This window comes from Agrobacterium sp. Azo12, from assembly GCF_029193765.2.
Taxonomy (GTDB): Bacteria; Pseudomonadota; Alphaproteobacteria; order Rhizobiales; family Rhizobiaceae; genus Agrobacterium.
In genome coordinates this window covers 775,570-793,039 of sequence record NZ_JARFYO020000003.1, presented here as the reverse complement: position 1 = coordinate 793,039, position 17,470 = coordinate 775,570, and the positions used below count along the sequence as shown (strand labels likewise).

The following is a 17,470-nucleotide window of genomic DNA, read 5'->3' as shown; positions in this document are numbered from 1 at the left end:
ATGATTACAGACGTCAGGAGACCCACGGTAAAATGCGTTAACCCAAACAGATAAAAACTATCTAAGGTAACGGTTCAGAAAGCGCCCCGAGGCGAAGGTATCGGCGTTCAAACGCCATCAGGATATCTACCGTGACCACGCGCTTCACCCAATTCAAATTGGTAGGCCCCGCGCTCATACTTATCGCCATTCTTATCATGGGGCTGGCGACCATTCCTTATTATGGAATGGAGCGCCTGGATGCAGATGTCCGGGAGCGTCAGGAAACCCTGGTAAAGAGAAACATCTCCATCTGGATCGAAGACGTTGAGTTCGCCCTGACGGCGTGGACAATCTGGGATGAATCCATCGCCAAAATCGATAACGCATTTGATTTCGAGTGGACGGACCGCAACATTGGTCGCTCACTGATTGGCACGTCGAGAACACGTTTTGCCTCCATCCTGGATGCCGATGGCAAGATGATCTATTCAAGAACGGCAGAGGAGGTGCAGGAACGACCTTTCTTTGCACGCGGTGCGGAGGCAATAGGCAAGGACGCACAAAGCCTTGTTGAAAACATTCGCGCTCGGGAAAACTCTGTCACGACAGATGGAATTCCGGCCCCGATTGCGCTCAGCAAGATTGAAGTCATCGGAACCGACGCGGTTCTGCTCACTGCCAGCCTTTTCCAACCTGATTTCAAGACGGCAATTCCGCGCGGCAAGACCGCCCCCATTCTGGTATCGGCAACGCCGATTGCTGGCAGCTTGCAGGAATTTGTCGGTACACGTTTTCTGCTTGATGATGCGGTTATCGGCCCAATGGATCTGGTCCCGTCAGGGCATGCGCGGGTTGAGATTGCTGTTGGCCTCAACGGGCAATCCGAAGTGCTTTCCTGGCATCCTCCAACGCCTGCGCGTGATCTGATGCGCCAGTCTCTGCCACTTATATCAGCCGTCATCATCGTGTTGGTCGCCGGTGGCGTCTTTGTTGCAAGGCTCTCACAACGCGCCGCAGTGTCATTGGTAACTGCAGAACAAAATATGCGGCACGCCGCAACCCATGATTTCCTGACCGGCCTTCCAAACCGCGCGATGCTGGAAAGCGAATTCAAGAGGCTCGCCGGACCGGGCGATCTGGTGGTGGCGTGCGTTGATCTCGACGGCTTCAAAGGCGTCAATGATCGTCATGGCCATGCTGCCGGTGACGAACTGTTGAAACAGGTAGCTGAGCGACTGATGGAGAACGGTCGTGAAAATGATGTTGCCTTCCGCTTGGGCGGCGATGAGTTTGTCATATTCATGCCTGCCTCGTCCCTTGAGGGTGCCGAATGGCGTTGTCGCAAATTATCTTCGCATTTGTCCGAGCCCTATATCATTCAGGGTGCAGAAGTGGTGGTCGATGCGTCTTTTGGCCTCAGCGACATTCACATCAACGTGGCCAATACGTGTGATCAGGCCCTTAAGCAGGCAGACACCGCCCTTTACGCTGCTAAAGCCAGAGGCCGTGGAACGGTCGTCACCTTCTCATCGCTGACGCAGAGTGAGACACCCCGCAGCTTGCTTGCTGCTTACGCCTAAGGTGTCACGCCGTGGGAGATCGCCTGGTCAAACGTCGTCTCGCGGCCAAGACTCCACCCATGTGACTTTGCGAACAGTTGCTTTGGCTGCGCCGTTACGATAGCCCGAATGCAAGTGCAGATCGTTTGGGACACCCATGCCGAAGATTGACGCGACATTAGCGCTGGTGGAGCGCGTTCAGGCCGTTGCTGGCACCCTGACGGCCACCGAACAGAAATTGATCTCCGAACTTTTGAAAGCCCCGCGTGAGGTGGCCATCGGCACGTCCAGCGAATTTGCCGCCCGGCTCGGTGTGCATGAGGCAACAACATCCCGTCTGGCTCGCAAACTTGGGTTTGCCTCCTACGCCGAGTTTCGCGACGAATTGCGCCGCGAATTCCTCAAGGTTGCCGATCCCGCTGAACGCATTTCCGCAACACTGACCGACGCGCGCGCGCGAGGTTTTCTGCCGCTCCTTGTTGCAAGCGAAATTGCAGCCTTGACCGGAATTGCTGATCATCTGGGCGACAGCCATGTTCTCGAAGCGGCCGAAAAACTTGATCGCCGCCGCGTCTTCATCTATGGGCAGGGCAATGCCGAAGTATTGTCCGTGCTGATGGAGCGCCGTCTGCGGCGACTTGGCATCGACAGTCACCCGCTGGCAGGCAGCCGGCGTGATCTTGCAGAGCAGATGCTGACACTCTCTCAGGATGACACTCTGCTGATCTTTGCCTTCCGCCGCCAACCACCAGATTACGAGCAACTGATGCAAGTTGCTGCCGACACCGGTGCTTCGACAGTCGTCATTTCCGGCACCATCGGCCCGTCACTAACCCCAAGCCCGGATGTGCTGCTTTCTGCCCCGCGTGCGGGCATGCCCAACAGCTTCCAAACGCTAACAGTTCCAATGGCAGTCTGTAACGCTATCATATTGGCATTGGCGGAACGGCGAGGGCCAGACGCACTCGCAGTTCTCGACCGCCTCGGCAGCCTGATTGCGCAGTTTGAAGGATAGATTTGCAAGATAACTTGCACGTCATAAAATTGTAGCAAGAAAACATTACAAACGGCGCAGACCCATTAAAGGAGTTTTCCATGCGCCGCTTCATTGTCACTGCCGTTTCATGCCTCATGGCTACCGCTACCTTCGCCGAAGACCTCGACGCCAAGACTGCCACCGACCTGCTGGCGCAGGCCAAGCAGGAAGGAAAGGTCACAGTCTACGCCTTCACCAGCCGCATTGGTCGAGTTGAAAAAGCCTTCGAGGCTGCCTATCCCGGAATCGACATGGTGACGTTCGACATGTCGTCGACCGAACAGATCGCCCGGATCAAGAGTGAAGCGCAGGCAGGTCTGCCGGGCGCCGATGTCATCTACATCTCCGATGCCCCTGTCGTTTTGACAGAATTGTTGGCCAACAATCTGGTGGTTTCCTATGTGCCGCCACGCGTCGCAGGCACTGTTGCCGATCAAAACAAATCACCACTGCTGGCGCAGCGCCTTTCCACCAAAGTGCTGATGTATAACGAAGAAGCCCATCCGAATGGTTCTCCCGTCAAAAACCTCTGGGATTTGACAAAACCGGAATGGAAAGGTCGCGTCATTATGGTCGATCCGTTGCAACGCGGTGACTACCTCGACCTGATGACCGAAATCGTCCTGAAGTCGGACGAGATGGCAAAATCCTACGAAGCCGCATTCGGTAAAGCAATTGCGCTCACCGATGGTAACGAAAATGCAGGTGAGCAGTTCATCAGCGATCTTTTTGCCAATGATCTCGTTCTTGTCGGCTCCACCGATGACGTCAACAAGGCCATCGGCGCAAAGGGGCAGGAAAAGCCACCAATCGGTTTCACCAGCTATTCTGACCGTCGCGACAATGAAGATGAAGGTTGGGCGTTGCAAGTCGCCAACGACGTCACACCGTCTAACGGCATTGTTTTTCCTGCATTTCTGGCGTTGAACCCCAAGCCGGCCAACCCGGCTGCAGCCCGCCTTGCTGTCGACTTCCTTATGGGTGACGACAGCGAAACCGGCGGCGAGGGTTTCAAGCCATTCTATGTAGCCGGTGACTGGGCGACACGTTCCGATATCACGCCCCACAAGGATGCCATCCCACTCGCAGATTTCAAGGGATGGCAAATCGCACCCGCAGAAACCGCCAAAATCCGCGCCAATGTGGCGGACTTCATTCTCGCATTGCAGTGAGCACTGTCAGGTGACGACAGGGATTGCACCTCACGAGACAAAAGCCCTCTCCCAGTCAACGGGGAGAGGGTTGTATGCCAGGAGCTGCCGCGGTCTATCGCCGTTTGGTGATGCAGGCTGGCTTGTTGAACAAGGACTAGCGGGCACACAGCAATGCCCTTGGAGTACCACATGAAATCCCTGAGCGGACCGATTGGTTCAGCACTCAATAAACGTGGCCTGACGCTTGTCATGGCACTTGTACTTGTCGGTCTGGTGGCAGCCCCACTGGTGACCATTCTGGCGCAAACCATTTACCCCTCGGCGTCCGCATGGGGCGATATCCTGGCAAGCCGACTGTCGCAGAACCTGTTCTGGCGCCCGACATTCAACACAATGGTCATTGGCCTCGGTGTGGCTGGTGGCTGTGTTCTGCTGGGTGGCTTTCTCGCCTGGCTGGTTGTGATGACTGACATTCCCGGCCGGCCGGTCATCGCATTCATGGCGACACTGCCCTTCATGATCCCTAGTTTCGCAACAGCGCTCGCCTGGGGCACCGTGTTTCGCAACGGTCGTGTTGGCGGTGGCGGCGGCTTGCTGGAAGGGTGGGGGCTCTCTGTCCCTGACTGGTTGTCATGGGGCATGACACCAACGATCATCGTATTGATCGCCCATTATTATGCACTAGCTTTTACCGTCATTGCAGCAGCGCTTGCCGCCGTTAACGGTGATCTTGTTGAAGCCGCACAAATGACCGGTGCATCACGCAAACGTATCCTGTTCGGTATTGTCCTGCCGGTCGTTACACCCGCCATTATTGCTGGCGGCTCTCTTGCCTTTGCCGGAGCCGTTTCCAATTTCGCAGCACCGGCACTGCTCGGATTGCCCGTTCGTATGCAAACACTATCGACGCGGCTATTCGGCATGATCGAAATCGGCCAGACGGAGCGCGGTTACGTGCTCGCCATATTGCTGATCGGCATTTCTGCGATCTTCCTTGGACTTGGCAACCGCATGCTGTCGGGTCGCCGCAACTTCGTTACGATTGGCGGCAAGGGTGCGGTGCCCCGCCGCACAACACTCGGCATTGCACGCATACCGCTGACGCTCATTGCCTGGATCATCTGTGTCCTCACCACCATTTTACCGATCCTGCTTCTGGTGGCAGCAAGCCTTGCGCCGTCATCGCTCGCACTGTTTTCAGAATGGACGATGCACTATTGGATTGGCGAGGCCAATCCGGCATTTGCCCGTGGCCAGCCGGGTATCTTTCATAATCCGCAGCTTATCTCGGCACTGACCACAACGCTGATTCTGGGAGCATCGGTAGCACTTGCTGCCAACATTATTGGAACACTGATCGCCGTCGCCCTGACGCAACAGAAAGTGCGGGTTCTCAGCAATGTTGTTTCCCAACTCAGCTTCCTGCCGATGCTGCTTCCCGGTATTGCTTTTGCGGCTGCCTACATAGCACTCTACGGCGCGCCGATTGGTCCCTTGCCGGCACTTTACGGCACAAAACTACTGCTGGGCTTGGCCCTGACCGCCGCCATGCTGCCTTTTGCCGTGCAGACAGGGCGGGCAACCGTGGCGCAGATTTCCGGCGATATTGACGAGGCCGCCCGTATGACCGGTGCAGGTTTCTTCCGTCGACTGGGTGCAATCACCCTACCGCTGGCGGCACGTGGTCTTGTCGCTGGCCTTTTGATCACCTTCGTCAACGTCATTGGCGATCTGGCAATCACCATTCTGCTTTACACACCGACATCACCACTGTTGGCCGTCCTGTCCTACTCCTATGCGTCGGATGGCTTCCACCAGTTCGCCAATGCTGTGACGCTGGTCATCCTCATCATATCCATGCTGGCCACCGGCGCTGCAACCCTGCTGCGCGGCCGCCGCCGCCAATCTTTCAGCTGAGGCAAAATTTTGATTTCGCTCGACAATATCTCAAAATCCTTTGGCACATCCAATGCCGTGTCCAACGTCAGTTTCTCTGTTCCCGACGGTGCATTTCTTGTGCTTCTCGGCCCATCAGGGTGCGGCAAAAGCACAATGTTGAGGATGCTTGCCGGTCTCGATCAACCAACATCAGGCAAGATGTTGTTCGGTGATACGCTTGTCGCAGACGGCGACACTGGCAACTCGTTACCGCCGGCAGAGCGCAATGCCGGTCTGGTGTTCCAATCCTACGCCCTCTGGCCGCATATGACCGTTGCCGGCAACATCGAATGGCCGCTGAAGATTGCCAAACTGGCCGGCGAACAACGGCGCACCCGTGTGCTGGAAGCCATGGAAATGCTCGGAATTGAAAAACTCGCCAACCGGTATCCCGGCGAAATTTCCGGCGGGCAGCAACAGCGCGTCGCCCTTGCACGCATGATCGCTCCCCGGCCAAAAATCATGTTATTCGACGAGCCGCTCTCCAACCTCGACGCAACATTGCGGGTGGAGATGCGCTTCGAACTTCTCAAAGTTCATGCGGCAACAGGCGCCACGGCCGTCTATGTCACGCATGATCAGGTGGAAGCAATGACAATGGCGACCCATGTGGCTGTGATGAACCACGGTCGTATCGAGCAGTTCGATGCGCCAGAGCGGCTGCTTGCAGAACCGGCCTCTGCCTTCGTTGCCGGTTTCGTCGGCACGCCACCTGCCAACCTCATTCCCATCGACGATGGCAAGTGGTTCGGCACCCTGCCGGACCCTTTGCTGCGCACCTACAGTGGCCACGCCATGGTGCGGGCAGAACAGATAGAGCTTGCTGACGAGCTGGGTCCGCGAACATTTGAAGCGGTGTTGGCAGAGGTTGTGCCGATGGCTGGACGATTTCTGATTACCGGCATCATCAACGGTAACCGTATCACCGCCATCTCCGACCGCCTATCGCGGCAATCCGGCAAATTATACTTCCGCCTTCCAACCGCTCCAGCAGCAATTTTCGATACACAAGGAACACGCATTTCATGAAACGCATACTTCTGGTCCGGCACGGCGAAAGTGAATGGAACGCCGTTCGTCGCCTGCAAGGGCAGGCCGATATCGAGCTTTCCGCGCGCGGTGAACAGCAGGCGCGTGCCTTGGCTCCCATGGTTGCCAGCTTCAACCCCGACATGGTGCTTACCTCCGACCTGAAACGCGCTGCAGATACCGCCGCCCTGCTCGGCCATGCCGACGCAATCAGGGAGCCATTGCTGCGGGAACAGAATGTCGGTGCATGGACGGGTGCGGAAATTGCCCAACTGATGTCGGAAACGCCAGACGCCTATGCCGGTTGGCGCGCAGGTACCTTCGCACCTGAGAATGGTGAGATTTGGGCTCAATTTCGCATCCGCATTGGCAATGCGATTGAGCAGGCCCTAAACACGGATGCCGAGACAGTTTTGATGGTTTGCCATGGAGGCGTGATCCGCGCTGCACTCGACAGCGCTTTGGACCTTGCTCCTAAGAGTATTATACCGGTTGGACCAGCAAGTCTGACAATTCTTGCTTTTCCAAAAGGCGAGGCAAGGCTGGAGGTTTTCAACGCCACAACCTTTGCCCCCATCCTTGACGCACCGGACTGAGATCAATCTCCGTCGACGGAGACCTGCTCACCGGTCTCAGGATGAAAACGCACTTCGATACGGCGACCGTCCTTGTTACGGCCTTCGACTTCGTAGCAGCCGTCATCGATGTCGACTTCACGCACCTCAATACCAAGAGCGGTGGCACGTTCGCGAACCTGTGCCTCACTCATCCACTTGTCGATCTGGACATTGCCGCAGTGGCGATCGTGCCGATCATCGGCGTAGGCGGTAGAGACCAATGCAGTGGTGGCAAGTGCTGCGGCGATAACGAGAGTCTTCATGGTCGATCATCCTTTCAGGGGTGGCGGGCAACCTCTGCCCGTTTGATGCCACAACACTATGCGGCGTGCCCTGAGCGATAACTGACAGGCTTTGTCAGCGAATTGTCAGTTTGAGAATGCTAATGTCGGCAGCATGTTGAACCGTATTTTCCATGTCTTGCCCGTAGCATGCATGCTGTCGCTGACCCTGGCATCCATCAATGCCACCGCAAAGGATCTTGATCGTTTGCGTGATGCGGTAAAACGCGGCGATGTGCTACCACTCTCCGTGTTGCAAGAGAAGCTGCGCATCTCCTATCCGGGCGACATCATAAAGGTGGAACTCGACGAAGATGATGGCCGCTTCATTTACGAGTTCAAAGTGTTGCAGGCCAATGGCCGGCTTTACGAGATTGAGATGGACGCTAAGGATGGCACTATTCTCGATGTTGATGACGACGATTGAGGCCAATGCGGATTCTGCTTGTTGAAGATGATCTGCGGATTGCCCGCGACGTAACCCTGCACCTTTCACGGGCGGGCTATCTCGTCGAGCACGAAAGCGATGGCGAAAGTGGCTGGTATCGGGGCGACAGCGAGGAGTTTGCCGCCGTCGTGCTTGATCTTGGTTTACCCAGCCTCGATGGCCTTTCCATCCTGAAACGCTGGCGAAGGGATGAGCGCGCGTTACCTGTTCTCATTCTGACCGCACGTGGCAATTGGGAAGAGCGGGTCGAGGGAATTGACGCCGGCGCCGACGACTATCTCGTCAAACCCTTTCATATGGCAGAACTGTTGGCCCGCCTGCGGGCCATCATGCGTCGATCCCAACATACGGCAAGCCCAATCTTGACGGCGGGGCGAATAAGGGTCGATCCCCGTAGCCGCACTGTTTCGCTAGATACCGAACCTGTCGATGTCACACCCCTCGAATATCGCTGCCTTCACTACCTGATGGCCAATCCGGAGCGACACGTCTCGCAACTGGAGTTGACCGAACAGTTATACGCGCAGGATTTTGAGCGTGACAGCAATTCGGTGGAAGTTCTGATCGGCCGACTGCGCAAGAAGTTTGGCAAGCAGGTCATCACCACCCGCCGTGGTTATGGCTACAGGATTGACAAGGCATGAAGCGACCGCTTTCCATCCGTGCTCGATTTCTAATGGTATCGCTGATTGTCGTGCCCCTGGCACTGGCATTGGCAGCCTTGTTCATGACGTCGATATTCTCAAGCAATCTGGAAGGACGGCTGGAAGACGAACTGAAAGGGCATATCAACACCATTGCCGGCTCGATACGCGTGAGCGCCGACGGTGGAATAGAACATCCACTTGGCTTGATGGATCGACGTTTCTCGCAGGCATATAGCGGGCTTTACTGGCAAATCGGCGACGCTGCACAGCCTGCGCTTTACCGCTCGGAATCCCTTTGGGACACCAGCCTTCCACGACCGGCGGATCTGCCAGACGACGGCGCCGTACATAGTTACGTTGCCAACGGGCCGGAAAACACCAGACTGATTGTGTTGGAACGTCAGATCATGGTCAGTGCGCCAAGCGGCCTGAAGCCGGTTCAGATTTCCGTGGCCGCAGACACGAAGGCACTGGATGACGCAAGCCGTGGATTTACGCTTGAAATCCTCCCTTACCTTGCCGGACTTGCGGTTTTCCTGATTGGCGCTTCGCTAGTGCAGGTAGTCTACGGTCTGAAGCCACTGGCCGACTTGACCAAAGGACTGGACCGCATCAGGGAACGCCATAGTGGGCGTCTCATTGGTACTTTGCCAGCTGAATTTGCACCTGTGGAACAAGCAGTTAATCGCCTGTTGGAAACACAGGCGCAGTCACTCAGCAAGGCGCGTGCCCGTGCCGGTGATCTTGCACATGGCCTCAAGACGCCGCTCACCGTACTTTCCAATGACGCTTTGACCTTACATGAGCGCGGCCATCAGGACCTCGCCGAGGAAATTGAACAGTTGGTGCAATTGATGCGCGGCCATGTCGAACATGAACTGGCACGCAGCCGCATCGTAACCAATGCCGACATGCGCCAGACCGATGCCAATGTCGAAACAATCATCGGGCAAATCGTCAAAACCTTGCAGCGAACACCAAAAGGCGAGGCGCTTGAATGGCAGGTCGACATTAACGCGCCGCCGGATGTGCCCGTTGACGCGCAAGACCTGCGTGAACTAATTGGGAATTTGACGGAAAACGCCGTTAAATGGGCAGCGGGTCAGGTTTCCATTACCTGGAAAAACGGCTGCTTAATCGTCGCCGATGATGGCCCGGGGGTTGACCCGGAAAAAATCCGTAGCATGACCGAGCGCGGTGTACGATTGGACAGTCAGACACCGGGGAGCGGTTTTGGCCTATCGATCGTACAGGAAATATGTGAGGTTTATGGCTTGGTTCTGTCCATCGAAAACCGACAGGGCAGCGGCCTGATGACGACGGTGCTCTTTAAAGAGATCGCGACAAACTATCCCGGTAATTAGACTCAAACACAGTCACACCCGCTACTATGGTTCAGAAAGGGCGCCTGTTTCACCCGGACGGCCATCCGGTACGTCTGCCTTCTTCCAATTTGCTCGGATATTGGAAGACCTAAAGCACAAAGAGGAGCATCGTGCTTAGAAAAATGATCCGCGTATGGTCGGCATTGTCCATGCCGACCTGATCAAGATTTTTGCTGGCTTGGCTGCGTCTAAAAGACCGGTGCCTCGCAAAACCATCGCAATGTCAGTCTTCAAGACCTGTTGCGACGACCGAAATCTTGAAGGCTCCTTCAAGTGTCGGGTCAAAGGACGCCCCCATAACCACATCGGTTTCTTCGCTTACGGCTTCACGAACCAGCGTCATGGCTTCATCGATTTCATAAAGCGTCAGGTCTCTACCGCCGGATATCGACACAAGCGCGCCGCGTGCGTGCTTCAGTGACGGCAAGCCCAACAGTGGGTTGGAGATTGCTTCAGCCGCTGCGAGCGATGCACGGTTTTCTCCACGCGCTTCGGCGGTTCCGATCAGCGCACGTCCGCCTCCCTTCATGACGTAGACCACGTCTGCAAAGTCGAGATTGACCAAGCCGTCGCGGAGAATGAGATCCGTTATGGATTTCACGCCCAAGGCGAGAACCTTGTCGGCGATTTTCAACGCACTGTCGAATGTCGTGCCGGGATTGGCGATTCTCAGCAGATTCTGGTTCGGAATAACGATCACGATATCTGCTGCAGCAAGCAGGCCATCGACACCCTGCTGTGCCGCCTTGAGGCGTTTGGTGCCTTCAAAGCTGAATGGCAGCGTCACGACGCCCACTGTCAGGATGCCTTTTTCTTTGCATGCCTGAGCAATGACCGGCGCTCCACCGGTACCGGTTCCACCGCCCATGCCAGCAGTGATAAAACACATATCGTAACCGGCAAGATGATCCATGATTTCGTCCATGGTATCGATCGTCGCCTGCCGTCCGATTGCAGGATCTGCGCCAGCACCAAGCCCACCGGTCAGTTCAGGACCAAGTTGAATAAAACGCTTGGCAGCGGTGTTTTTAAGCGCCTGCGCATCCGTGTTTGCTGCCATAAAATCAACACCATAGTCAGCCTCCGCAATCATGTTGTTGATTGCGTTGCCGCCGCCGCCGCCAACACCGATGACGGCAATTTTGGGAGCGGTAGGGGAGGTGTTCATATGCTGCATTTTATTCCTCGTTAACTAACTTTTGCGGACATCACCTATCAGATTTGCATCTGATGCACTATGTCATTTGAACTGCATTTGTTTGCGGAGACATTGTCCTACGCCTCTCGTCCCAAGCACGATCATCTATTTACTATGAGGCGCAGAGTGACCGTGAGGCTGAACCCCTTGCAATAGACGGGGAATTTCCAGTTTCTCAGCCACAGGCCTTTTACTATTCTGGTTTACGGAAAGCATGAATATGGGGCCTTGAAACCCTGACCATTTGATCAAATCGCATCAGATTTACGCCGACATCATATGTTCAATGTCGCTTCGTATCGCTGATCGGCCGCCCGAATTTCTCTCTGCAGCATTTGATTCGCTTGCGAACTTATTTGTCGAGCAGGGTGGAAAACATGTTTATCGATTCATATATCAGCAGCGTATTTACCGGCATGTTGCGTATTTCTCATTTTTTGTAGCAGGTTAAATTGGTCGGCGAAAATTCCAACGACATGAAATTTTGATTATTGCGTCGTCAATTTTTTTTGCTATTAGTGAATACGAACGTTCGTTCTTTTTAGCCAAATCCCTGACGTATGAGGGCACCAACGTGCCTTCCCAAGAGCAGGTGACATCTGAAAACGAGAATTTTGATGACGGAACTTAAAAGTGAAGTTCGATCCCGGCGAAAAGGGGCAATAACCCGCCAAATCATTCTCTTTGAAGCAGAACGATCATTCGCAAAAATGGGTTATCAGCAAACTTCGATCACCAGTATTGCTGAAACATTGAAAATGTCGGCAGCCAATATTCACAAGCATTTTCGCTCCAAGCTCGATCTTGCATACGCCGTTGTCGAACAGAGATTGCGCCCGGTGCAGGTTATTGCTGGTGTTACGCCAAAAGAAAGGCTGCGCGCTTTACCCCTGAACATTCTTGGCGATCTCTCGCATATGTCGCAGGACGAACCAGAACTGTTCTATATTTTGACAAATATTCTCTCGACCGAAAATGTATCTGACATCATGAGGAGCCGCATTCTCGACGCATGCCCGCAGGTGATAGAAGATATGGAACTGTCCGACGCTGAGAGATTTTCGGAAGCATTGGCGGATATCTTCTTGGCCGTGTGCCATCCGGCCATTGTGGCGACGACGGAATATCGCGTGCTTGTCTCCAGGGTCGACAATATTCTCAACCTGATGAAACAGGTCATGGACATAGGCGCTTCCGCCCCCTTGGCAAAAGCGTGCTGAAATAAATGCAACGGGTTGCCGATGTTATTTATCTTCGGTAACCCGGCTTATTCCTATCTGAATGACATGAAGACATAGCCCTTGGCCAATCTTTACCGACAGTGCCTACTCGTCGGGAAATGTCTCATAGATCTTTCTGATATCACTGAGCAGCGCCTCGCGGTCTTCGTCTGACCATTTGTGAAAACCGAACAATTCCATGCAGGAAAATCCGGAAAGCGCCATGTAGGCTACAAGAGCAGCGCGTGGCTTAGGTCCAGCTTTAATCGCGTTAAGATCATTTTGCTGCCATTGTCGCATAAGTTCTTGCAGACGGTCATCGCTTGAAAGCGAGGCGCTGACGGCCATGCAGACAGCACGTTCCGCTTCTTCCCAGCCTGTTGCAGCAGCTTTTATCCGACCAAAAAGTTCTGGATGTTGTGTCTCAGAGCAAGATGCCACAGACTCTTTGACAAAATCGCCATCTCTTTGAAGTTGCCGATCCACCAAGGCCTCGAGAAGGCCGCTCTTTGTTTTATGATCGTAGACGACCTGAGATTTGCTGATGCCAGCTTCTTTTGCGACAGCATCGATCGAAAGCCCAGACGAGCCCGATTTTAGAACCACCCGTTCTGCTGCATCTAGGACATCATTGGGGCAAATGCGTCTGTTTCTACTCATTGATTTTTATTTGTTTCCCTGTCACCCTCATCCTGTCTCTTATCAAAAATTTGTGACCGGGTCATCTGCCTCATAAGTCAGACTGTGTGTTTTTGGCGTTAAACGCATGAAATCTGTTGGTTGCAGGAAACACAACCCTACAGCTTGGCAGGATGTGCTCGATTTGGTGCAGACGCAGATCGGACAGCGCCGCTTTTTTCACCTGTTTGAGATGTCGAAGAATGGATTCGTTTCCGTGGAAACAAATCAACAGCAACCGAATCGGTCTGCTGCCGGTCTCTGATCGCCCGAGCATTCTCGCAAACATGTTTCATTTCTGACTTGGTATTTCGTGACGCATGACTTCGCTCAATCGAATGCCATGGCTGTGCGAATGAGGCGACGATCGGCGGCGCACTGATTCTATTTTGATTTTTCAGCACTAAGTGACGGATGCTGTTAGTCAGTGAAATATTTTTCCATTTCATCCACAATTTTTTCGAATCCCTAGAGACAGCAAAATGAAAGTAATATACAACTCAAGCTGGTTACTGCGTGGAGCTTTTCCAATCCACTGGCAACGCCCCCTCGAAAAGCGCATTGGCCTTTAGTCAAGGCTCCCCGATACTCCATCGGGGAGCAACATTAAGTGACTATTCAAATATTTCCTCACCTAATATTCTTCTTTTTCAATTGCATACTCGATTAAGTGACGATTCACGCCGAGTCGTAACTTTTGTTTCTCTTTCGCCACACACCTCCATGAAGCGGGTGAGACAAAGGCCATTCCCAGAGGAACCCAATTGCAACTATAGGTCTTTTCAGTATTTTCAGACTCAGGAAGAGGGGCAACTCACTTCTCAAATTTGCGGGTTTGGGTTCGGGAATATTTTTTCACAAATCGGGTCAAAACTCACCTTTTTCTTTGACTGGAGGTCAATATGAACATCAAGAGCCTTCTCATCGGCTCCGCTGCAGCACTCGCAGCAGTTTCTGGCGCACAGGCCGCTGACGCTATCGTCGCTGCTGAGCCAGAGCCCCTGGAATACGTTCGCGTTTGCGACGCTTTCGGCGCTGGCTACTTCTACATCCCAGGCACTGAAACCTGCCTGCGCATCGGTGGCGAAGTTCGTTTCACCGTTGGTTTCGGTGAAGACGTTGGTGCAAACAGCACCAGCGACTGGTACTCTGCTACTCGTGGCCGTATCTTCTTCGACACGAAGACCGACTCTGAGCTCGGCACCATCGGCACATACATCCGCCTGCAGGGCAACTACAGCTCCGAAGGTTCTGCTCCTTCTTCCAGCGCATCGCTTGAGCAGGGTTACATCACCATCGGTGGTTTGAAGGCTGGTAAGGCTCTCACATGGTGGGACGACATCGGCATCAACGGCGAGCTGGACGACTGGGATAACCAGACCAACTTCAACACCATCAGCTACCTGTACGACGCTGGCTCGTTCCGCATCGGTCTCGGCATCGACGATATCTCCAACGTCCACAACTATGCTGCAGCCGCTGGTAACGAATTCGGTATCCAGGCTTACGGCCAGGTTGACTTCGGTGCAGCAAACCTTGCTGTACGCGGCGCATATGACGCTGAAAACGAAGAAGGCACTGTATACGTAACTCTCGTTGCTCCAGTTGGCCCAGGCGAACTGAACATCGGCGCTGCTTGGTCTTCCGGTGCTAACGCTTACGTTAGCGGCATCAGCGATGATCCTTACCTCAAGGGTGACCAGGGTGCATACGAGTGGACTGTTTCCGGTTCGTACGCTCTGAAGGCTACTGAAAAGCTGACAGTCACTCCATCTGCTGCTTACTGGAGCACACAGGGCGGCGAAGACATCTGGGGCGTTGGCCTTCTGGCTGAATACCAGCTGGCAAAGGGTCTGAAGGTTGGCGCAACGGTTGACTACACCGACGCTGACTTTGAAGGCGACAACACTTCCGGTTGGGTTCGTCTGACCCGTTCGTTCTAATCTGACCTCAAGTCGATTGGTGAAAGCCCGGCAGCAATGCCGGGCTTTTATGTTTTTTGTGATTCAGAAGCGGGAACAGACACTTGATGGTTGGACATCAGTTCCTGACTGATAACCTGATGCCGTGCATACGAAGTTCAGCAATTCCATCGCGGTTATCCAAGCAAACACACTGTCTTGGCGGCATAAATCTCAGAGGCCGGGCGTTTTCAGGACCAAGGGGTAGGCTGGTCGGCGATCACCGAATTGAAATCACTGATCGAGGCGTAACGCGCCGCCCTGACCTTGCCGAACTTGCTGCTATCAACCACGAGGTGCTTTTGGACTGAGCGCTGCATGACCATCTGCTTGATCGGCACTTCATGGAAATGCGAGCAGGTCACCCCGTGTTGCTCGTCGAGACCACCAGCAGACAAAAACGCCTTGTTGATATTGATGCGCCGCAGCACGTCGATGCCTTCGTCGCCTGAGAACGAAGCCGCTTCCGCGTGGTAAACCCCGCCGAGCATAATCAGGCGTACATCATTGCGCCGTGCCAGTTCCTCGGCAACGTTGAGCGAGTAACAGATAACCGTTAGATGCGCATTGGCTGGAATCTGCCGCGCCAGATGTGGGGTTGTCGTACCGCAATCGATAAACACCGTATCGTAGGGTTCAATCAGCGCCGCTGCTGCGGTACAAGCTCGCGCTTTGGCGACAGCGTGGCTGTCCTTTTCCTGATCGAGCACATAATCGCTGCCGACCGCACCGTCTTGGAAAGGAAGGATATAACCACCAAGGCAACTGAGCTGATCGCTATCGGTGGCAATGTCACGGCGGATGGTTATTTCGGACACGCCAAGCCGGGACGCTGCGTCCCGAAGCCGTAACACACCCGTTTCCTGAACAAGAAGAGCCAGCGCATCCAGCCTGGCATTGCGTGCACTTACTCTGCTCACCGTATCTCCGTTGTAGTTTGTCCCAGCTGCGCTTCATATTGTGATGTTACTTTCTTAGCAATTGCCCTTCCCTGAGCTTGACAAGAGAACACCAAACATGAAACGATCGAAACATAATGATCGGATTGTAACATTATAATTCGCATTATCGGGAGAGGAAAACAACAGGTTTCTGGGTCAAACATCGATCCTTCGGTAATTGGGGCATGGGAGCCTGTCCGGAAGAGTGAGGAGGCGTCAGGCGCGCGACAAGCGATTGCCGACGTTAGAGATCGAACATTATCGGGTGATACTGCCGTAAAAGGCGTGACCCATTGTGGTTTCATAGGGAGGAGTTGTCAGTGAAAAAAATCTTCGCAACCATCGCGCTTGCTGCGTCGCTTTCTGCGTCGGCTGTTTTCGCGCAGAGCGCCGTAGATACGTCGAAGGTCAACAAGGAGTTGATCACTTCGGCAAGCGGCAAGAAATACACCATCGCAACCGTCGTCAAAGTGGACGGTATCGCCTGGTTCGACCGCATGCGCGAAGGAGTCGAGCAGTTCAAGGGCCATACTGAAAATGACGTCTGGATGGTTGGTCCAAGCCAGGCCGACGCCGCTGCACAGGTTCAGATCATCGAAAACCTGATCGCGCAGGGCGTCGACGCTATCGCTGTCGTGCCATTCTCGGTGGAAGCCGTTGAGCCGGTGCTGAAAAAGGCGCGTGATCGTGGCATTGTTGTCATCAGCCACGAAGCATCCAACATCAAGAATGTCGATTTCGATATCGAGGCTTTTGACAACAAGGCTTACGGCGCCAACCTGATGAAGGAACTCGGCAAGTCGATGGGCGGCAAGGGCAAATATGTTGCCACCGTCGGCGGTCTGACCTCCAAGTCGCAGATGGAATGGGTTGATGGTGCCATCGAGTACCAGAAGGCCAACTTCCCTGAGATGTCGCTGGTGACTGAGCGTCTGGAAACCTACGACGACGCCAACACCGACTACAACAAACTCAAGGAAGCAATGACCACCTATCCGGATATCACCGGCATTCTCGGCGCGCCAATGCCAACCTCCGCAGGTGCTGGCCGTCTGATCGCCGAAGGTGGTCTTTCGGGCAAGGTGTTCTTTGCAGGTACGGGTCTGGTTTCCGTTGCAGGTGAATATCTCAAGAACGACAACATTCAGTACATCCAGTTCTGGGATCCGGCCGTTGCTGGTTATGCCATGAACATGTTGGCTGTCGCGGTTCTTGAAAAGAAGAACGACCAGATCAAGGCCGGTCTCAATCTCGGTCTGCCAGGTTACGAAAGCCTGCTGGTTCCTGATGCCGCCAATCCACACCTGCTTTATGGCGCGGGCTGGGTCGGCGTGACCAAGGACAACATGGATCAGTACGACTTCTGATCTTAATCACGGAGGGAGGGGTAACCCTC

General features: G+C 54.2%; 16 protein-coding genes and 1 pseudogene. 12 read left to right on the top strand and 5 right to left on the bottom strand.

What is annotated here, in order from left to right; genetic code table 11:
• Positions 1–131: 131 nt before the first annotated feature.
• From PYL13_RS25665 to PYL13_RS25640, 6 genes are all read left to right on the top strand, one after another.
• Positions 132–1,562 (top strand): sensor domain-containing diguanylate cyclase, encoded by a 1,431-nt coding sequence (locus PYL13_RS25665; RefSeq protein WP_275642772.1) that lies wholly within the window; start codon positions 132–134, stop codon positions 1,560–1,562.
• Positions 1,563–1,698: 136 nt separating this feature from the next.
• Positions 1,699–2,556: a MurR/RpiR family transcriptional regulator gene (locus tag PYL13_RS25660; RefSeq protein WP_275642771.1), complete on the top strand. Its 858-nt coding sequence runs from the start codon at positions 1,699–1,701 to the stop codon at positions 2,554–2,556.
• A gap of 116 nt (positions 2,557–2,672) precedes the next feature.
• On the top strand, positions 2,673–3,749 hold the full coding sequence (locus PYL13_RS25655) for an ABC transporter substrate-binding protein (RefSeq protein ID WP_441296705.1): 1,077 nt from the start codon (positions 2,673–2,675) through the stop codon (positions 3,747–3,749).
• Between the two features lie 171 nt (positions 3,750–3,920).
• Positions 3,921–5,648: an ABC transporter permease gene (locus PYL13_RS25650; RefSeq protein ID WP_441296695.1), complete on the top strand. Its 1,728-nt coding sequence runs from the start codon at positions 3,921–3,923 to the stop codon at positions 5,646–5,648.
• A 9-nt stretch (positions 5,649–5,657) separates the two neighbouring features.
• Positions 5,658–6,698, top strand: coding sequence for an ABC transporter ATP-binding protein (locus PYL13_RS25645; RefSeq protein ID WP_275642769.1), 1,041 nt, complete (start codon positions 5,658–5,660; stop codon positions 6,696–6,698).
• Positions 6,695–7,294 (top strand): histidine phosphatase family protein, encoded by a 600-nt coding sequence (locus PYL13_RS25640; protein WP_275642768.1) that lies wholly within the window; start codon positions 6,695–6,697, stop codon positions 7,292–7,294. Before PYL13_RS25645 ends, PYL13_RS25640 begins: the two co-directional genes overlap by 4 nt.
• Before the next feature lie 2 nt (positions 7,295–7,296).
• Here PYL13_RS25640 and PYL13_RS25635 read toward each other — a convergent pair whose 3' ends face one another.
• Complete coding sequence (locus PYL13_RS25635; RefSeq protein ID WP_250983875.1) at positions 7,297–7,578, bottom strand: PepSY domain-containing protein; 282 nt, start codon at positions 7,576–7,578, stop codon at positions 7,297–7,299.
• Between the two features lie 133 nt (positions 7,579–7,711).
• Between PYL13_RS25635 and PYL13_RS25630 the strand changes: the two genes are divergently transcribed.
• From PYL13_RS25630 to PYL13_RS25620, 3 genes are read left to right on the top strand one after another with little or no spacing between them, the layout of a single operon-like run.
• The gene (locus tag PYL13_RS25630) at positions 7,712–8,023 is read left to right on the top strand and encodes a PepSY domain-containing protein (RefSeq protein ID WP_275642767.1); all 312 of its coding nucleotides are present in this window, start codon (positions 7,712–7,714) and stop codon (positions 8,021–8,023) included.
• A 5-nt stretch (positions 8,024–8,028) separates the two neighbouring features.
• Positions 8,029–8,688: a response regulator transcription factor gene (locus tag PYL13_RS25625; protein ID WP_275642766.1), complete on the top strand. Its 660-nt coding sequence runs from the start codon at positions 8,029–8,031 to the stop codon at positions 8,686–8,688.
• Positions 8,685–10,055 (top strand): sensor histidine kinase, encoded by a 1,371-nt coding sequence (locus PYL13_RS25620; protein ID WP_275642765.1) that lies wholly within the window; start codon positions 8,685–8,687, stop codon positions 10,053–10,055. The genes PYL13_RS25625 and PYL13_RS25620 overlap by 4 nt, the downstream gene beginning before the upstream one ends.
• A 244-nt stretch (positions 10,056–10,299) precedes the next feature.
• On the opposite strand, the gene ftsZ is transcribed toward PYL13_RS25620, so the two are convergent.
• Complete coding sequence (gene ftsZ / locus PYL13_RS25615; RefSeq protein WP_192490707.1) at positions 10,300–11,253, bottom strand: cell division protein FtsZ; 954 nt, start codon at positions 11,251–11,253, stop codon at positions 10,300–10,302.
• 638 nt (positions 11,254–11,891) lie between these two features.
• On the opposite strand from ftsZ, the gene PYL13_RS25610 reads away from it, so the two are divergent.
• Positions 11,892–12,494: a TetR/AcrR family transcriptional regulator gene (locus tag PYL13_RS25610; protein WP_192490708.1), complete on the top strand. Its 603-nt coding sequence runs from the start codon at positions 11,892–11,894 to the stop codon at positions 12,492–12,494.
• Positions 12,495–12,599: 105 nt separating this feature from the next.
• Here PYL13_RS25610 and PYL13_RS25605 read toward each other — a convergent pair whose 3' ends face one another.
• The gene (locus PYL13_RS25605) at positions 12,600–12,980 is read right to left on the bottom strand and encodes a hypothetical protein (RefSeq protein WP_275643067.1); all 381 of its coding nucleotides are present in this window, start codon (positions 12,978–12,980) and stop codon (positions 12,600–12,602) included.
• 12 nt (positions 12,981–12,992) lie between these two features.
• Positions 12,993–13,154, bottom strand: a pseudogene (locus PYL13_RS25600) (TetR/AcrR family transcriptional regulator); the annotation flags it as partial.
• A 920-nt stretch (positions 13,155–14,074) separates the two neighbouring features.
• On the opposite strand from PYL13_RS25600, the gene PYL13_RS25595 reads away from it, so the two are divergent.
• Positions 14,075–15,115, top strand: coding sequence for a porin (locus PYL13_RS25595; protein ID WP_250983880.1), 1,041 nt, complete (start codon positions 14,075–14,077; stop codon positions 15,113–15,115).
• A gap of 209 nt (positions 15,116–15,324) precedes the next feature.
• Here PYL13_RS25595 and PYL13_RS25590 read toward each other — a convergent pair whose 3' ends face one another.
• A complete protein-coding gene (locus tag PYL13_RS25590; RefSeq protein ID WP_275642764.1) occupies positions 15,325–16,053 on the bottom strand; it encodes a DeoR/GlpR family DNA-binding transcription regulator in 729 nt (242 codons plus the stop codon).
• 341 nt (positions 16,054–16,394) lie between these two features.
• On the opposite strand from PYL13_RS25590, the gene PYL13_RS25585 reads away from it, so the two are divergent.
• On the top strand, positions 16,395–17,441 hold the full coding sequence (locus tag PYL13_RS25585) for an autoinducer 2 ABC transporter substrate-binding protein (protein WP_275642763.1): 1,047 nt from the start codon (positions 16,395–16,397) through the stop codon (positions 17,439–17,441).
• Positions 17,442–17,470: the final 29 nt, after the last annotated feature.